The organism is Pseudomonas sp. UMAB-08 (assembly GCF_900095225.1).
Lineage (GTDB): Bacteria > Pseudomonadota > Gammaproteobacteria > Pseudomonadales > Pseudomonadaceae > Aquipseudomonas.
In genome coordinates, this window is record NZ_LT607425.1 from 1 (window position 1) to 16,222 (window position 16,222).

Consider the following 16,222-nt stretch of genomic DNA (forward strand, 5'->3'; position numbering starts at 1 on the left):
GTAGGTCATCGTCAAGATTAAATTCCGAAACCCCTGTCTGCTTATGCAGACAGGGGTTTTGTTTGTGCGCCAGGAAAACATCCTCCCATCGAAAAACTCCAGTCCGAAGGCATCGGGAACCTGTACTCGCATGCGGTGCCAAATTTGCGCGGCTATTTTTTGGGTAGACCACTAGAATGGGCCGCTATCCTTTCGTCTTTGAGTCTCCAGTTCTATGCCCGATCAAGCCAACTCCAGCGGCCTGACCCAGGTGCCGCTAGATGAGTTGCCGCTCGATGATTTGGTGGCTTGTCATGAATGCGATCTGCTCATGCGCAAGCCCGTGTTGTCCCGCGGCGAAAAAGCTCAGTGCGTGCGCTGTGGCTACGAGCTCTATGCCCAAAGGCACAATGTCGTTCAGCGCAGCCTGGCATTAGTGATCGCGGCATTATTGCTATACATCCCCGCGAACTTTTTGCCCATCATGCATCTCAATCTACTGGGCCAAACCTCGGAAGACACGGTTTGGACGGGCGTGCTGGGATTATTCGATACCGGGATGCAAGGCGTCGCAGCGGTGGTGTTTCTGTGCAGCATGGGTATCCCGTTACTCAAATTGCTCTGTCAGTTGGCTGTTTTGTTAAGTATTCGTTTGAATGTTGGCCGGAGCTTTGGCCTGCTGCTCTACCGTATTTACCATCACCTTCGTGACTGGGGCATGCTTGAGGTATATCTCATGGGCGTGCTGGTCGCGCTGGTCAAGCTTTCCGACCTCGCTGAGCTGACTCTGGGCTTGGGGCTGGTATGTTTCATCGGCTTGTTGTTGATTCAGGTCTGGCTTGAAGTGGCCATGTCACCCCACCAGATTTGGCAGGCGTTATCAGGGGAAGATGCAGATGCGGGCGATTGATGCAGGGATTCTGATTTGTGCGGAATGCCATGAACTCAACAAAGCTGAACCGGACAATGACGAGCTGAGGTGCTCTCGCTGCGGAGCCCAGGTACACCCTCGTCGCCCCGATAGCATGAAGCGCACGTGGGCATTGCTGGTGACCGCCGCCATTTTGTATATCCCTGCCAATATGTTGCCGATCATGACCGTCAGCTCATTGGGGCAAGGCGATCCCTCGACCATCATGTCAGGCGTCATTCAGCTGATGCAGCATGGGATGTATCCGATCGCCATTGTGGTGTTCGTGGCCAGTATTCTAGTGCCCACGTTCAAATTGATCGGTCTGAGCCTACTGCTTTTCTCGGTACAGCGTCGTCAGCCCTTGTCAGCGCAACAGCGCATCATCATGTACCGCTTCATTGAGTTCATCGGTCGCTGGTCCATGTTGGACATATTCGTGATCGCCATTCTTGTGGCCATGGTGAATTTTGGCCGAATCGCCAGTGTCGAAGCCAATCTTGGCGCGGTCGCTTTTGCCAGTGTGGTGATTTTGACGATGCTCGCCGCAATAACTTTTGATCCCCGACTTATTTGGGACAACACGGAGTCGGATGACGACCATGAGTGATTTGCCTACCGCTAAAACCCGCCCTGCGTCCAATTGGTCTGCGATCTGGATATTGCCCTTGATTGCGTTGATCATCGGCGGGTGGCTCGGCTGGCGAGCGTATAGCCAGTCAGGCATCGAGATTGAGGTCCGCTTTGAAAGCGGCGAAGGTATTCAGGCCAACAAGACCGAAGTGGTCTACAAAGGTATGTCTATCGGCAAGGTCAAGGCCTTGGCGCTGGATGATGAAGGCAATACCAAAGGCGTTATTGCAACCATTGAAGTGAACAAAGACGTCGAGCCGTCCCTACGGGCCAACAGCCGTTTCTGGCTGGTAAAACCGAGTGTCACGTTGGCCGGGATCACCGGTCTGGAAACGTTGGTGTCGGGTAACTACATTGCCGCAAGCCCTGGTGATGGCGAGCCAACACGCAAGTTCAAGGCGCTGGCAGAGGCGCCACCGCTGTCGGACAGATTGCCGGGTCTGCACTTGACCCTCAAGGCTGACCGTTTGGGTTCGCTGAACCGAGGCAGTCCGGTGTTCTACAAGCAGATCCAGGTCGGGCAGGTCAAAAGCTATGTCCTGTCGGAAGACCAGGGCACGGTCGAGATTAAAGTCTACATCCAGCCGACCTACGCCAATCTGGTGCGCAAACACACACGCTTCTGGAACGCCAGCGGCATTAGCATCGACGCCAACCTGTCTGGAGTGAAGGTACGCAGCGAATCGCTGGCTAGCATCGTTGCCGGCGGTATTGCCTTCGCGACGCCAGAGCACCGCAAAGACAGCCCACCCACCGACCCAAGTCTGCCTTTCCGTCTGTATGAGGACTTCGACGCCGCTCAAGCCGGAATCCGGGTCAAGCTCAAGCTGAGCGACTTCGAAGGTTTGCAGGCTGGCCGTACGCCCGTGATGTACAAGGGCATTCAAGTCGGCAACATGAAAACGCTCAAGGTTGATCCCGATCTTTCCAGCGCCACGGTCGAATTGGCCCTGGACCCTTTGGCCGAAGACTATCTGGTAGAAGGCACCCAGTTTTGGGTGGTCAAACCTTCAATTTCGCTGGCGGGTATTACGGGGCTGGAGGCATTGGTCAAAGGTAACTACATCGCGGTTCGCCCCGGCGATTTAGGTGCGCCGCCCAGACGCGATTTCGTCGCCAGAGCCAAGGCGCCGCCGCTGGACCTGCGCTCACCAGGTCTGCATATGGTGCTGTTCAGCGACACACTGGGCTCGCTGGATGTCGGCAGTCCCATCCTCTACAAGCAGGTGAAGGTCGGCTCAATCCAGAGCTATCAATTCTCCCGCGACCAGAAGCAAGTCGTGCTTGGCGTGCATATCGAGAAGGAATACGAAAATCTGGTCAATGGCTCGACGCGCTTCTGGAATGTCAGCGGCGTCACGCTGACGGGGGGCTTATCGGGTATTGAGGTCAAAAGCGAGTCTCTGCAAAGTTTGCTGGCGGGGGGAATATCCTTTGAAACACCGCTGGCCAAATCGCCGCTGAAAAAACGTATCCCTCGCTTCCGCTTGTTTGCCAGCCGTGATCTGGCCACACAGCGCGGGACCGAAATCACGATCAAAGTCGACCGTGCAGACGGTCTGCATCCCGGTACGGCAATCCGCTTCAAAGGTCTGGATGTCGGTAAGGTCGAAGACGTTGATCTGACCAGTGATTTACAGGCAGTGATGCTGACGGCGCGGATCACCGAAGTCCCCGACAAAATTGCCCGCGTGGGCACCGAGTTTTGGGTGGTCAAGCCAGAAGTGGGATTGATCAAAACCTCGAATCTCGAGACCTTGGTCACCGGCCAATACCTGGAAGTGTTGCCGGCCAGCAAAAGCACGGGACCGCAGAAAAGCTTTGTTGCGTTGAAAGACCCTCCGAACGCTTCTGCACGTGACGAGGGATTGAGCGTAGTCCTGAGCGCGCCACGTCGTGGCTCAATCAAGCCGGGTGTGCCGGTGACTTACCGTGAGGTGACCGTAGGCAAGGTGATGGGCTACGAGTTGGGCCAGACAGCGGATCGTGTATTGATCCACATCCTGATCGAGCCGCGTTATGCGTCGTTGGTTCGGGGCGGCAGTCGTTTCTGGAACAGCAGTGGCTTCGGCGTCGACTTCGGCTTGTTCCGAGGTGCAACCGTTCGTACGGAGTCGCTGGAGACGCTGATCGACGGCGGCATCGCGTTCGCCACACCGGAGGGGGAGCGCATGGGGGTTCAGGCGCGACCTGAGCAAACCTTCCCGTTGTTCGACAAAGCCGAGGATGAATGGCTGCAGTGGGCGCCCAAGATTTCTCTCGGGAAATAGAACAGCCAACGCGGTGTGCCAGGCACACCGCGTTGGCTTCTTTAGCTGCACATCAGGCCAGCACGGTCTCTGCTTCAGGATCTGCCGCCACCGCTTTCACCTCGTCATGGCGACGGATATATTTCCAGTCGGCCTCGTCGATGTAAATGCCGTTAGGTCCGCTACCGCCTTCCAGATCAATCGCAACGTGTGCCGAGACCTGGGGTTTGACGCTGGCCAGAATCGGCACAAAGCCCAGCTGCAAACTGGTCTCCAGCAAGGCAGCCTGGTTTTTCTCGTCAATGTCGGCCGCTTCGTCGAGGTAGTAAGGCAGACGAATGCGCCCGGCTTGATCGCGATCCATCAAGTGCAGCAACAAATACATGTTGGTCAGCGCTTTGATGGTCATGGTCGTACCGTTGGACGCCGCACCATCGATGTCGGTATGGATTACCGGCGGGCCGTTAACCTTGGTGATCTCGAAGGCCAGTTCGAACAAATCCTTCAGCCCTAGCTGGTTATGATTCGCCGCCACCAGCCGCGCCAGATACTCCTTGGCTTCTTCGTTCTTGTTGTCCTGATCGGCACTTTGGCTGAGGTCGAACACCGACAACGTTTCGCCTTCTTCGTACTGACCCGCGCTGTGGATGATCTGGTCGATGTGTTTGAGTGCTTCCTTGTTCGGCGCCAGAACGATGCGGAAACTCGCCAGGTTGGACACCTGACGTTTGTTGATCTCGCGGTTGAACAGCGCCAGTTGATGCTCAAGGCTGTCGTAGTCGCTGCGAATATTACGCAAGGTCCGGGCGATATCGGTCACTGCCGCACGCCGTGCCTTACCCAGGGTCAGTGCTTCGTCCTGGCGATGTGCGTACGCGTTGATCAGCAAGTGCAGGCGACGTTCCATGTCATCTTCACTGTCGAACTTGGCCACGCCCTTGAGGCGTACTTGAGCGTAAAGCGCTTCAATTTGGCCATCACTGCGCTGCAAACCCTGCCAGCTGTCCTGATAGTCATTGAGCAGTGGCAGCAGGTTCTCCAGCGAATCATCCACCGACTCCATGAACGGCGTGCCGAACGGCATATCTGCAGGCAACAGCTGACGACGACGCAGGGCGTCATCCAGCGTGCGTTGTTTGGCTTCCATGTCGCCGATCTGCCGCCCGACCAGTTGCAGCTTTGCGGAGAGCTGTTGTACGCGTTCGGTGAAGGCATCGCTGGAGCGTTTGAGCTCGTCCTGCGCGGCTTCCATCTGCGCCAGCTGTTCGAGTTTCTCCGGCTCTTCCGCACTCAACGTCTGGCTGCGACGGAAGTCTTCCAGCGCTTTTTGCGCGTCCAATACCTGCTGGTACAGCGCTTCGGTCTGCGTTTTGCTCGCCGCCCGGTCCGACGCAACGGCCTGTTGGACTTTCAGCTGCTTGAGTTCTTTTTCCAGGCGCTCTTTCTGATCACGCAGTGCCGCACGGTCAGCCAGGGCTTGCAGCGCGGGCGGTTCAATGTGGGAAAGATTGATCGTCAGGCCCGGGACTTCGAAGCGCTCGCCTTTAAAGCTGTCGAGGATCAGCTCCAGTGACTTGACCCACGCGTCGCCATCATCGAGTGCAATACCCTGCTCACCGAGTGGCAGACTGAATAACGCGCTATTGAACAAGCGCATCAACCGCTCGACATCCGGCTGCGAGAACTCTTCGCGCAAGCGGGCATAGCTGTTGTTGTCAGCGTGATCAAGTTGTTGCTTGACCGACTTCAGGCGTTTTTCCAGATCGCGCAGGCGCTCATCCAGGTCCTCGGCGCTGAACTGCCGGGACTGGGCCAGCGCACCGGCCAGTTCATCGTGAGCATCCTTGGCGGCCAGCAGTTGCTGCTCCAGGACCATGACGTCATCGACCAGCGCAAAGCGATGCTTGAGTACCGACAGCTCGCCGATCCAGCGCTGAATGCCGCTGATTTCCCGCTCCAGGCGCATCAGCTCCTGAGTCCCGCCACGCTGATCGTTTTGCAGCGAGTCCTGCTCGTTTCGGTAATGCTCGGCCTGGATCACCAGCTCTTCTTTGCGCGCATTGGAATAGTCCTGCCATGTGCCCAGTAGCGAATCGAGCAGCGGTGACAGGCGGTGCAGTTTGCCGCGCAGCACTTCCCGCTGCTTGACGCCAGAGGACAGGGCTTCGACCAGTGGACCGGCGAGGACGAGTGCGTTGTAGTCCTGTTCCATACGGCGCACGTCGCGGAAGGCTTCTTCGCACGCGGCGATGTAATCAACGCTGCCGGACCGCAAGCTGTGTTCAAAGGCATCAAGGAACAACTGCTTGAGTTTAGCCGCCGTGATTTCGCGCATATGCAGCAAGTTGATGAACAAGGCCCGGAAGGTTTTCAGGCTCTGTTCGCTGGTGGAGCGCAGCGGGATCAGGGTCAGGTCCAGCGGGATTGACGTATGACCACCCACCAGCAGGCGACGCAGTTCGTCGGGCTTCAGCTCGTAGGCTTTCAGGCCCTGGCTTTCCAGGTTGCTGAAAAGCTCTTTCTGCCGCAAGCAGGTGTCATTTTTCTGATAGTGCGCCAGGTCCAGTTTGCCAGCGTAAGCAAAAAACTGGTGACCGAAACCACCGCCTGGCCCGCGCCCGACCACGCCAATCACATGCGGGCCGTGGGGCAGCGAGACTTCCACCAGGATGTAACTGGTGTCGGAGGCGAAATAGAAGCGCCGCGACTGTTCCAGGCTGTACTTGCCGAAACTCATGTCCGACATACGCGCCAGAATCGGGAATTGCAGGGCGTTGATCGAGGCGCTTTTGCCCAGGTTGTTCGCGCCGTACACCGACAAGGGGTGTTCCAGCGGGAACAGGCCGAGGCTGTAGCCAGCCGTGTTCAGCAGGGCAAAGCGGCGGATGCCGTAGCGTTCCTGGCTCATGCGTCCATCTCCTGTTGCTCGGCGGCAATGGCGCGGGTCAGCGCCTGCGCTTCGGTTTCTTCAGGTTCGTCGAACTCGGCGAGATCCAGCGGGTCATCGGTTTCCAAGAGTTTTTCGTCGCTGTCGCTGTCATCGTCGATCAGGATCGGCGTGGGCAGTGGCAACACGCTGTGCAGGCTGGCCGCCAGATCACGGTCCTGTTGCACCGACAGGCAGACGTCGAGGAAACGGTGCATCGGCGGCAGGAAACGGTAGATGCCGTTTTCTTCGTTGGCAAAACCAAGCTGGGTCATGCGGCGCATAATTTTCTCTTCCAGCTCTTCCTGGGTTTGTACTTCGGCCTGCACAAATAGGTCGCGGTATTTTTCCAGCAACGAAGGCAGCTCATCACGGCCCAGGCTACCGCCGTCGAGCACGGCGACCGGGTCGCGGCCCTGATCGGCCAAATGCTCGACGATGATGAAGGTGAACAGCACCAGGCGTTGCGCGGTCTTGTTTACCTGCGCGGCGGCCATTTCCGGGACGAAGTAATAGAAGCCGCGGGTGTCGCAGACCAGCTCAAAGCCCAAGGCCTTGAACAACGTGCGGTACTGGTCCTGGCAATTGGACAGCTGCGCATACAGCTCTGGGTCGCGGCGGCTGATGTGGTAACCCTTGAACAGCTCGCGAAAGATCGGCGCCAGCTGGGACAGTTCGGATAGATCAAGATGCATGAGGGGTGCTCGCGGAATTCTCTAGGTGCTCGTCTCGACTAGAGAGCAGGGCGAAGGAGCGCAGGCTGACCTGATGCTCCTGCGTGTTGTAATCACGACGTTCCAGGCGCTCACGGGCAAAACGCTTGTCCCGCGACAGGCGTGAGAACCAGTACAGCAATTCGTCGGTGGCGCCGTCAGGTTCTTGCTCCAGCAGCCAAACCATCAAATCCGGCATCGGCAGGGCGTCTTCGCAACGCTCCAGCATTTCTTTGACCGTGCGGGGGGCGCGCGGCGGCTCGCCTTTGCGTGTGACGTTGGCCTTGGGGAATTTCGCCGGTTTTGGTTCGAAGCGTGCCAGGGCATACACGTAGGCTTCAACCTGACTGGCGCTGCCCAGGAACGTGCTTTGTGGTCGAGTGAACATCGACATAGCCGCTTGCGGCACGGCATCCAGCCCTTTACGGCGGATAGCAGAAAGCGCCAGCGCCGCACCACGGGTGACTGCGTTATGTCGGCGGGCTTCCTCACGCAGCGGCAGCAGCAGCTCGCGGGCGTGACGCAGGGTCAGTTGAGCGCTGGTTTGCATTTCCAGGATGCGCGCGTGGGTACGCAGCAACATGTCGTCATCGACCAGATGGCCCAGGCGCTGCTGTTCGGTGAGCAGGCGCAGCAGAACATTTTCCACCTTGCGCACGCCCTGTTCGAACGCCCCATCGGCGTTGACCAGCTGGATCATCGGTTCGATGTACTCGTCCCAGGTCGCCAGCACCTCGGCATAGCGCTGCCGCAGCGGAATCTGCCGGTCACTGGTCTTGGCCCGGTCCGCCACGGCGACCAGCGCCTGTTCATCATTGGCCAGCTTTTTCAGAACATCGCGCACGCGCATGTCCAGCAGGCGCAATTGCCGCGCCAGGTCGTTGGCATCGCGGATGTCGAACGCGTCCTGGATGTAGCCTGCCAGACGCTCCAGATGACGTAGATAGGCTTCGATCTCCAGGCACAGGCCAAGGCGATGCTCACGCCGTAGGTAGGACAGGAAGTCATGGATCTGTGCGTTCAGTTCAAAACGGTTAGGGCTTTTAGCCACCGGAACCAGAATATCCAGACGAATCCACACGTCCAGCAGGCTGGTGATGTCCTGTGGTGTGCTGTCCAGTTGCTGGGCGGCCAGTTGCAGGCGCAGTTCGCTCAGGCTCAAGGTGCCTTGGTCGAAGTGTTCGCACAGTGGCTCAAGGAGCGCCCAGTGTTCGGCAAGGGCGCGCAAGACGCGCTTAGGTTCGATCATGGGAAGGCCGGTTGGTTGGCAAATAAAAGCAGCGATTGTACTGCATCGGCTACCTGAGATTTCACCTCCGGGCGATCAACTGCGGCGGGAATCGGCGAAGGGCGGTAGAATCGCCCCCTTAACTTATCCACAGGTGGCTGACCTTTGCTTAACGAGTCCCGCCGCCGCGCTTATATGACCGCCATGCAGGTGGTCAATTGGCTGCCGCGCACCGAATTGCCCTTTGCCGCACCTTCGCGCCCGGAATTGCTGGCGCCCTTGCCGCTGCCGGTCGAACAGACCGTTGCTGCGCCTGCGCCCGCTGCTGTTGTTACGCCAGTCGCCGCGCCTGTAGCGCGTCCGGTTGTCGAACGGCCGAAAATCGAAGTGCCCCGTCCGTCGCTTGCCCGCACCCGAAATGGTGCCGTGGCCGACGCAGAGGTCGCTGCACCTGCGCCAATCAAGGTCGTTGCCGTTCCTCCTCCACGCTTTGCCTTGCAACTGCTGCGGGCCGGTCGTTGCCTGGTGCTGGTCGAGTTACCCACAGGCGAGGCATTTCAGAGTCGCGACCCGTCCTATATGTTGCTCAAGGACATGTTGCGTGCCGCCGGGCTGCCTGACAGCCCGCAAATCATCGGCGAGCCGGTGCGTTGGCCATTGTTGGTCCGTGGTCAATTGGACCAGGGCCCCGCAGCCGCGCGTGATTTCGTGCAGGGATTTGTTCTCGCCCGACTGGAAGATGAGCCCTGTGCGTGCCTGTGGCTGATCGGCTTGCCTGCGGTACGATTTGCTGGCGAAGCCAGTGCCGAGTCCTACAATCGAGAGTTGCAGATCGACGGTCTGGGCAGTGCCTGGGCGCTGCCCGGTCTGGAATTATTAATGGATGAGCCGCAGCGCAAGGCCGATGTCTGGCAAGCCATGCGTCGGCTGATGACACGCTGGAAAACGATTGATGACTGACGTTTCAATAAAGAGCCCCTCAATGAGCGACGCTGTAACTTTCCGCCCGATGACCGAAGCGGACCTGGACGCTGTCCTGAAAATCGAATACGCAGCGTTCAGCCATCCCTGGACCCGAGGCATCTTTCTCGACGGGCTTAAATCCTACGAAATCTGGCTGATGTTCGAAGGCGCTCAGCAAGTCGGCCACGGCGTGATCAACGTCATCATCGACGAAGCGCACCTGCTCAATATCACCGTCAAGCCAGAAAGCCAGGGCCGTGGTCTGGGCTTGCGCTTGCTGGAACACCTGATGTCGAGGGCTTACCAGATGAACGGCCGCGAATGTTTCCTCGAACTGCGCGCGAGTAACCAGGCGGCGTATCGCCTGTATGAGCGCTACGGCTTTAACGAGGTGGGCCGCCGTCGGGATTATTATCCAGCGGTCGGCGGGAGCGAAGACGCGCTGGTCATGGCCTGCACCCTGTTTGAATAGTCGTTACTCTGGCTTGCCGTCGAGCGGATCGTGGCGAGCCAGTTCAGCTTCATCCAGGCCATCGCCACCCCCGATGTCATCTTCATCGACGACACTCAAATCCCAATCGGCAGGGCGGTTTTCGCCGGCTTCATCCGCTGAACGAGCGCCATCTTCGTCGATCATATTTTCCGGGTCCAGATCATCGTCGGTGGAGTGGTGATCCGGGGTTGACGCACCGGTCATGCCCGCTTCACGAACCCGCTTGTCCGGGAACTCATGTTCGAGTTCGTCTTCTGGCACAAGATCACCGATGCGGCCGGTGTCCTCGTCTTCGTCGAAGTGCAATTCTTCCATCGAGCCCATACGGTCTTCATTGTCATCGATCGGTTCAGGCTGTGGGGCACCGTAGGGGCGGCGTGATTCAGTCATGGCAATTCCTCATGTTTTGGGGCCTTATAAAGATTGACCGGCCGCAACGATGAAGATTCCTTTTGTCTCCTCAGCCAAAGTAGTGGCACATAAGCGTGACCCAGACAGCCGGGCGCCAGTCAAAGCTGGGCATCATCTTCGAGGCTTCAACGCATGAACGAACTACAAGATCTGATTGATAACAACGAGCGCTGGGCCGACGCGATCAAGGAGAAAGATCCGGAGTTTTTCGCCAAACTGGCCCGCCAGCAAACGCCGGAATACCTGTGGATCGGTTGCTCAGACGCACGCGTGCCAGCCAACGAGATCGTCGGCATGTTGCCGGGCGACCTGTTCGTACACCGCAACGTCGCCAACGTCGTGCTGCACACTGACCTTAATTGCCTGTCGGTGATTCAGTACGCGGTGGACGTGCTCAAGGTCAAGCATATCCTGGTCACCGGCCACTATGGCTGTGGCGGCGTACGTGCAGCGATGCAGGATCGTCAGCTTGGCTTGATCGATGGCTGGCTGCGTTCGATCCGCGATTTGTATTACGAAAACCGCGTTCCCTTGGCCCTGCTACCGACTGAGGAAGAGCGTGTTGACCGGCTGTGCGAGCTGAACGTGATCCAGCAAGTGACCAATGTCGGCCATACCAGCATTGTGCAAAATGCCTGGCATCGGGGGCAGAGCCTGTCGATTCACGGCTGCATCTACGGAATCAAGGATGGTCGTTGGAAAAGCCTGAATGCGACCATCACTGGCTTCGAGCAGTTGCCGCCGCAATACCGGCTGCGCCCGTTGGGTGAGTGATGGGCGAGGCGACTCACTCCTTGAGTCGCCTCGTTTCTGCCTTTCTTAACGCGGAGGCTGAACCGCGCCGAGCCAATCGGCGGCTGCGCGTGGGTCAGTCGGCGTCGCACTGGCTGGGCTCAGCCTTCGTACGGAAGTGATTACCGCCATTCCTTTTCGCGAAATACATGGCTTCATCGGCGTGCTTGAGCAACTGTTTCTCTTCTATGCCATGTTCGGGATAGAGCGCGATCCCGATGCTCAGCAGAGTGCACAAACCTTGACCTTCCATGTTCAGCGGGTCACTAAGCTCGCGATGGATTTTTTCAGCCACCCGCAAGGCGTCTTCCGGTAACTGGATGTTGTGCAGCAGCACCAGAAACTCGTCACCGCCGATGCGCGCAACCGTATCGGTTTCGCGCACACATTGTTTGAGGCGCTGCGCCACTTCTTGCAGCAACCGGTCGCCTGCCGCATGGCCGAGGGTGTCGTTGACCTGTTTGAACTTGTCCAGATCGAGGTAGAGCAGGGCGAACTGGCCTTGTTCGCGCCGGGCCATCGCGAGTGCAGTCTGCAGCCGATCCTGGAACAGTCCGCGATTGGGTAACTGGGTCAGTTGGTCATATTGCGCCATGTATTGCAGTCGAGCGTGCAGTTGTTTGCGCTCAATGGCAGCGGCGACTTGGGTGGAGACGAACTGCAACAGCTCTTGATCCTTCACGGTATAGCGTGTGCCGCCGGAGTAACTCTTGACCACCAAAGCACCGATGGTGCCCCGGTTCGAGTGCAACGGTACGCCCAGCCAGCACAGCGAATCGGTGTCGAACTCTGCGCGTAAATATTCCGGGAAGGTGGTCAGTGTCTCGGGGGTCAATAGCAGCGGGAGCCCTGTGCGGATCACCTCTGCGCTCAAAGAGTCGGTGACTGTCCTTGGAGCGGGTGCCTGGTCCTGCTCATCCACGTGGTAGGCAAAGCTCAGTTGGTCATTTTTTTCGTCATACAGCGTCACGGAAAAATTCAGCGCGGGCAGCAGTTCGCCAATGATCTGATGAATGCGATGAAACAGGGCGGGCAAATCCTCGGCCGCGTGGGCAGCTTCAGAAATGGAGTACAGCGCGGCTTGCACCAGCTCTGACTGTTTGCGCTCCGTGATATCACGTGCAACCCCTACCCGTAGTTGATCGACTTCCGACCAGCGGGCCGACCACATGATGTGCACGATTTGTCCGTCTTTGCGCACATAACGATTTTCGAAATGGGGTTTAGGCTGCCCGCCGATGATTTCGCTGGCGGCGTGCAGCGTCCGAGCTCGATCTTCTGGCAGCACCATGTCCATCATGACCCGGCCGATCATTTCCTCGGGCGTGTAGCCGAAAATGCGTTCACACGCAGCGCTCACAAACACAAAGCGACCCTGAGGGTCCACCACGCAGACAGCGTCGAGCATCAGGTCAACAAAGTTGCTCAACTGTGCGTAGGGGTTTTCCATAAGGAAGCGCTTGCCTGGAAAAATTAATGGTCGATGACCGACAATCATACCGATAGGCTGCTACAGATAGTGGCCAAAGCATAGCGTGATTTCAATTCAATGGGATGAACCCGATTATCAGCACGTCACGCTACCGATGATGGCGTGACGGCAGGAGGCTGACTCGAAGGTTTCGAGACGCTGGCCCTCCGGGTGATTGGAGGGTCTGAAGCGATCAAATGAGAGCAGATAGCACGTCACTTTGAAACTACCGTGCTATCTGCGAGGGCGGTGTTACTTCAATGCAAGTTTGTAAATGACTTGAGTCGCGTCCATCGGATCGCGGTGGCATTCAAAGCCTAACTGTTTAGTCAGCTGATGCATGTGAGTGTTGCTTGTCGAATCGATCGAAACCATCTGCGCAAAACCGTTACGCCGTGCGGCGTCGATCAAATGCCGCATGAGTAACGTCCCCATGCCCAGGTTTTGCCAGTCATCGGCAATCACGACCGCGCATTCGCATTGCCCTTCCTCTTCCAGCGCGGCATACCGACTCACGCCGATTTCGATCAACTCGCCGTCTTTATGGGCCAACGCGACGTAAGCCATTCGCTTTTTGTTATCAACGTCCATCAGTTGATCGAGCAGGGCAATGCTGGGTTCATTCATTGAACCGAGAAAGCGAAAGTGCCGCGACTCTGGGGAGAGTTTTTTGATGAAGTTAAACTCGCGGTCCCTGTCGTGAGGTGCCAAAGGCCTGATCAGGATGTGGGTCCCGTTGCTCAGCAAATCGATCCAGTGTTCACCGTTGACGCTTGGAAACGCGGCGCTGCCGCTGACATTGCTTGTTGGACTTATGGTCATGTTGATGCTTCCGTCGCAAGAAATGGGAGGGACTCTAAGCGTGGAACTTTGAACCTCTTGTACGCCTCGGAAGGTATTGCCAACTGATCTAGATCAAAAGTCCATGCCGAGGAAGATCCCGGCTGACAAGCGGTGAGCGGATATTTGGGGAGCCGTGCCTGCTTGCGTGCAGGCACACGTCAGTCTTTCGCTGATTATTGCCCGCTCAGGCCGAGCCAGCCATGTATGCCCACATACAGCCCGACACCGATGATCAAGAGGCTTGAGAGGTAAGGTGCGCGGCGCGCCACTGCGCCCAGCCACGGCCAGCGATTGGACGCCTGCTTTGCACCCACGGCCGCAGCGACACCGACGCTGACCAGGGTGATCGCTAAGCCGATGCTGAAGCACAGAACGAGTACGCCGCCTAAAGCGACCTCTTTAACCTGTAGGCACAGCAACAAAACGGTAATGGCCGCCGGGCAAGGGATCAGGCCGCCGGTCAAACCGAACAGGATGATCTGGCGTGTGGTGACTTCGCGGTGGGTGAAGCGTTTGCGAATGTCATTGGCGTGCGCCCGTTCATGGGCATCCTGATAGCCGTCTATCGATAACTCCAGCCCTTCCAGCTCGGCGTGAACGTGGTCGTGATCATGCTCATGGAAGTCCAGATCATAATCATGAGTGTGACGGGCATGCCCCAGACTCAAGCGCGCGTTGAACTGATGAGGCTCGGGGATTTCGGCCACTGACTCCAGATAGTCGCCGCGATCGACGAATGCGAACTGTTGGGTCAGTCCGTCTGGACGCGTCGTCGACACGCTGACCTCGGCAGCAGGCCATGCATGCCCGCTCAACGGTTTCAGCCGCCAGCGTGGCGGTGTGCCTTCCTCAAAAATCGACAGCTCGATGTGCCCATGGCCGGTATCGATGCGACGAGTTTCATCATGATGATCATGCTCACCATGGTGGTGATCGCCATCTTGCTCGAACTTGAACATCTGTTCGCCACGCCATGTGCGCCAGAGCATCCACAGCGCAATCGCGATGATCAGCCCTGATGAGACCAGCTGAAAGTACGGTTCAGTGGTTTGCGCATCCAGCCCTTTGCCCAGGTACATACCGCCAATAGCAACCAACCACACCACTGCGGTGTGCGAAACCGTCGCTGCCAGGCCCAGCAAAATCGCCTGTTTGACGGAGCCTCGAACGGCCACGATAAAAGCGGCCATCATGGTTTTCGAATGCCCTGGCTCCAGGCCGTGCAAGGCCCCCAGCAAAATGGCACTCGGGAAATATAGCCAGGCGTGAGTTCCGCCCTGTTGCAGCAGTTCAGCAAAATTTGGCATGACAGGCCTACAGGTACTTGGTGATTTGCTTGAACTCTTCCAGTGGCGCGCGGGCCCCATTGGCAAGTGCGTCCACGGTGTGTTCCAGGCAGTGATCGATGTGATCCTGAATAAGCGTTCGCTTGGCCTGACAAACCGCTTTCTCAACGGCGTGCAACTGCTGGGCGATATCCACGCAGGCCCGCTGATCTTCGATCATGGTGATGATGCTGCGCAGATGACCCTCGGCCTTTTTGAGCCGCTTAACAATCGCATCATGAGTCTGGTGCGTGTGAGGGTGAGGGTGCGTGTGAGGATGTGAATCGTCGCTCATGGCGATGGGCGTCCTGGTTCAGAGTGTCGGCATAGTATCCCCCCGGGGGGGATAAAGTAAGCCTGCCGATAAACCCTGAAAATGCGAGGACGCTGTGTAAGCGGTGAATCGGTGTTCTGATGAAGAACCGAATCAGGTAAGGCTTGAGTCCGTATTTTTAAGCGGGAGAGACTTCTTGTTGGGGCGACCTGATCGTCGAACCAGCGCCGTGATAATGATCAGCGTCGCCAGATACGTCAGCACCTGAATCCCCGAAGGTTGGGCGCTATAACCGATGAGGGTGTGCAGCATTTTGCCAACGATGCTGCTTTCTTTCAGCAGCCAAGAGCTGTCCCACAGTGTTTCACCCAGCGCAGGCAACCAGTTGGCGCTGACCAGAAAGGCTACTCCCTGACTCGCCATGCCCGCCGCCAACAGGATAATCATCCCGTTTGTCACCTTGAACAGATGACGCATCGCGACGCGTAGCAAGCCGAAGTAGAGCGCAATACCCATTGCCACACCGCTGGCGATGCCCAGCAATCCGCCCATTAGCATTTGCCAGGTCTGGTTTGGGTCGCTGGCCGCGATCCCGTACAAAAACAGTACGGCTTCGGACCCTTCGCGCAGCACAGCGACAGCCACGACGATGGCCATCCCGCTTAATGCGCGGTCTCCACTGCTCACGGCTTCACCAACCTCGGTGAGCTGCACCGCCATTTCGCGCCCGTGCTTGCTCATCCAGATGCTGTGCCAGGCCAACATCAGCGCCGCGATAAACATGACGCCCGCGTTAAACAGTTCTTGCCCGGCACCGGAGGCCCAAGCGCTGATGGCGTCCGCAAAGACCGCCACAAGGCTTGCGCCCAGAATGCCGCCCACAACGCCCCACGCCACCCAATAACCTCTGCGGTACACACCTTTGGTGGCGGCGAGGATGATGGACACCACAAGCGCAGCTTCGAGGATTTCCCTGAAAACAATGAGCGCTGTCGATAGCATGGGGTTTACT

At 57.8% G+C, this 16,222-nt stretch carries 15 protein-coding genes; 6 read left to right on the forward strand and 9 right to left on the reverse strand.

Translation table 11 applies throughout. The annotated features are described in order from the left end of the window. Window positions 1-214 precede the first annotated feature (214 nt). The 3 genes from K0F75_RS18515 to K0F75_RS18525 are packed head-to-tail and all read left to right on the forward strand — an operon-like array spanning window position 215 to window position 3,792. Complete coding sequence (locus K0F75_RS18515) at window positions 215-889, forward strand: paraquat-inducible protein A (RefSeq protein WP_219063417.1); 675 nt, start codon at window positions 215-217, stop codon at window positions 887-889. After that, the gene (locus K0F75_RS18520) at window positions 876-1,499 is read left to right on the forward strand and encodes a paraquat-inducible protein A (protein WP_219063418.1); all 624 of its coding nucleotides are present in this window, start codon (window positions 876-878) and stop codon (window positions 1,497-1,499) included. The genes K0F75_RS18515 and K0F75_RS18520 overlap by 14 nt, the downstream gene beginning before the upstream one ends. Then, window positions 1,492-3,792 (forward strand): PqiB family protein, encoded by a 2,301-nt coding sequence (locus K0F75_RS18525; protein WP_219063419.1) that lies wholly within the window; start codon window positions 1,492-1,494, stop codon window positions 3,790-3,792. The genes K0F75_RS18520 and K0F75_RS18525 overlap by 8 nt, the downstream gene beginning before the upstream one ends. A gap of 52 nt (window positions 3,793-3,844) precedes the next feature. Here K0F75_RS18525 and mksF read toward each other — a convergent pair whose 3' ends face one another. From mksF to mksB, 3 genes are read right to left on the reverse strand one after another with little or no spacing between them, the layout of a single operon-like run. Beyond that, window positions 3,845-6,679: an Mks condensin complex protein MksF gene (mksF, locus tag K0F75_RS18530; protein ID WP_219063420.1), complete on the reverse strand. Its 2,835-nt coding sequence runs from the start codon at window positions 6,677-6,679 to the stop codon at window positions 3,845-3,847. Next, on the reverse strand, window positions 6,676-7,392 hold the full coding sequence (mksE, locus tag K0F75_RS18535; protein ID WP_219063421.1) for an Mks condensin complex protein MksE: 717 nt from the start codon (window positions 7,390-7,392) through the stop codon (window positions 6,676-6,678). Before mksE ends, mksF begins: the two co-directional genes overlap by 4 nt. Next, window positions 7,382-8,659 (reverse strand): Mks condensin complex protein MksB, encoded by a 1,278-nt coding sequence (mksB, locus tag K0F75_RS18540; RefSeq protein WP_219063422.1) that lies wholly within the window; start codon window positions 8,657-8,659, stop codon window positions 7,382-7,384. The genes mksE and mksB overlap by 11 nt, the downstream gene beginning before the upstream one ends. 144 nt (window positions 8,660-8,803) lie before the next feature. Here mksB and K0F75_RS18545 point away from each other — a divergent pair, with 144 nt between their 5' ends. Continuing rightward, the gene (locus K0F75_RS18545; protein ID WP_219063423.1) at window positions 8,804-9,598 is read left to right on the forward strand and encodes an energy transducer TonB; all 795 of its coding nucleotides are present in this window, start codon (window positions 8,804-8,806) and stop codon (window positions 9,596-9,598) included. 22 nt (window positions 9,599-9,620) lie between these two features. Continuing rightward, on the forward strand, window positions 9,621-10,073 hold the full coding sequence (gene rimI / locus K0F75_RS18550; RefSeq protein WP_219063424.1) for a ribosomal protein S18-alanine N-acetyltransferase: 453 nt from the start codon (window positions 9,621-9,623) through the stop codon (window positions 10,071-10,073). Between the two features lie 3 nt (window positions 10,074-10,076). Here the strand turns inward: rimI and K0F75_RS18555 are convergent, their stop codons facing one another. Beyond that, window positions 10,077-10,484, reverse strand: a complete 408-nt coding sequence (locus K0F75_RS18555) for a serine kinase/phosphatase (RefSeq protein ID WP_219063425.1) — start codon at window positions 10,482-10,484, stop codon at window positions 10,077-10,079. A gap of 153 nt (window positions 10,485-10,637) precedes the next feature. On the opposite strand from K0F75_RS18555, the gene can reads away from it, so the two are divergent. Continuing rightward, entirely contained in the window at window positions 10,638-11,279 is a 642-nt protein-coding gene (gene can, locus K0F75_RS18560; protein WP_219063426.1) for a carbonate dehydratase, read from the forward strand. 94 nt (window positions 11,280-11,373) lie between these two features. Here the strand turns inward: can and K0F75_RS18565 are convergent, their stop codons facing one another. From K0F75_RS18565 to K0F75_RS18585, 5 genes are all read right to left on the reverse strand, one after another. Continuing rightward, window positions 11,374-12,747 (reverse strand): GGDEF domain-containing protein, encoded by a 1,374-nt coding sequence (locus K0F75_RS18565; protein ID WP_219063427.1) that lies wholly within the window; start codon window positions 12,745-12,747, stop codon window positions 11,374-11,376. A gap of 273 nt (window positions 12,748-13,020) precedes the next feature. Next, window positions 13,021-13,590 (reverse strand): GNAT family N-acetyltransferase, encoded by a 570-nt coding sequence (locus tag K0F75_RS18570; protein ID WP_219063428.1) that lies wholly within the window; start codon window positions 13,588-13,590, stop codon window positions 13,021-13,023. 194 nt (window positions 13,591-13,784) lie between these two features. After that, the gene (locus tag K0F75_RS18575) at window positions 13,785-14,918 is read right to left on the reverse strand and encodes a nickel/cobalt efflux protein RcnA (protein WP_219063429.1); all 1,134 of its coding nucleotides are present in this window, start codon (window positions 14,916-14,918) and stop codon (window positions 13,785-13,787) included. A 7-nt stretch (window positions 14,919-14,925) separates the two neighbouring features. Continuing rightward, window positions 14,926-15,231, reverse strand: coding sequence for a metal-sensing transcriptional repressor (locus K0F75_RS18580; protein WP_219063430.1), 306 nt, complete (start codon window positions 15,229-15,231; stop codon window positions 14,926-14,928). 132 nt (window positions 15,232-15,363) lie between these two features. After that, window positions 15,364-16,212 (reverse strand): FTR1 family protein, encoded by an 849-nt coding sequence (locus K0F75_RS18585; RefSeq protein ID WP_219063431.1) that lies wholly within the window; start codon window positions 16,210-16,212, stop codon window positions 15,364-15,366. Window positions 16,213-16,222: the final 10 nt, after the last annotated feature.

Excerpts from the sequence above, each read along its gene's own strand:
- K0F75_RS18515 (WP_219063417.1), top strand. The coding sequence starts at position 215 with ATGCCCGATCAAGCCAACTCCAGCGGCCTGACCCAGGTGCCGCTAGAT.
- K0F75_RS18520 (WP_219063418.1), top strand. The coding sequence starts at position 876 with ATGCGGGCGATTGATGCAGGGATTCTGATTTGTGCGGAATGCCATGAA.
- K0F75_RS18525 (WP_219063419.1), top strand. The coding sequence starts at position 1,492 with ATGAGTGATTTGCCTACCGCTAAAACCCGCCCTGCGTCCAATTGGTCT.
- mksF (WP_219063420.1), bottom strand. The coding sequence starts at position 6,679 with ATGAGCCAGGAACGCTACGGCATCCGCCGCTTTGCCCTGCTGAACACG.
- mksE (WP_219063421.1), bottom strand. The coding sequence starts at position 7,392 with ATGCATCTTGATCTATCCGAACTGTCCCAGCTGGCGCCGATCTTTCGC.
- mksB (WP_219063422.1), bottom strand. The coding sequence starts at position 8,659 with ATGATCGAACCTAAGCGCGTCTTGCGCGCCCTTGCCGAACACTGGGCG.
- rimI (WP_219063424.1), top strand. The coding sequence starts at position 9,621 with ATGAGCGACGCTGTAACTTTCCGCCCGATGACCGAAGCGGACCTGGAC.
- K0F75_RS18555 (WP_219063425.1), bottom strand. The coding sequence starts at position 10,484 with ATGACTGAATCACGCCGCCCCTACGGTGCCCCACAGCCTGAACCGATC.
- can (WP_219063426.1), top strand. The coding sequence starts at position 10,638 with ATGAACGAACTACAAGATCTGATTGATAACAACGAGCGCTGGGCCGAC.
- K0F75_RS18565 (WP_219063427.1), bottom strand. The coding sequence starts at position 12,747 with ATGGAAAACCCCTACGCACAGTTGAGCAACTTTGTTGACCTGATGCTC.
- K0F75_RS18570 (WP_219063428.1), bottom strand. The coding sequence starts at position 13,590 with ATGACCATAAGTCCAACAAGCAATGTCAGCGGCAGCGCCGCGTTTCCA.
- K0F75_RS18575 (WP_219063429.1), bottom strand. The coding sequence starts at position 14,918 with ATGCCAAATTTTGCTGAACTGCTGCAACAGGGCGGAACTCACGCCTGG.
- K0F75_RS18580 (WP_219063430.1), bottom strand. The coding sequence starts at position 15,231 with ATGAGCGACGATTCACATCCTCACACGCACCCTCACCCTCACACGCAC.
- K0F75_RS18585 (WP_219063431.1), bottom strand. The coding sequence starts at position 16,212 with ATGCTATCGACAGCGCTCATTGTTTTCAGGGAAATCCTCGAAGCTGCG.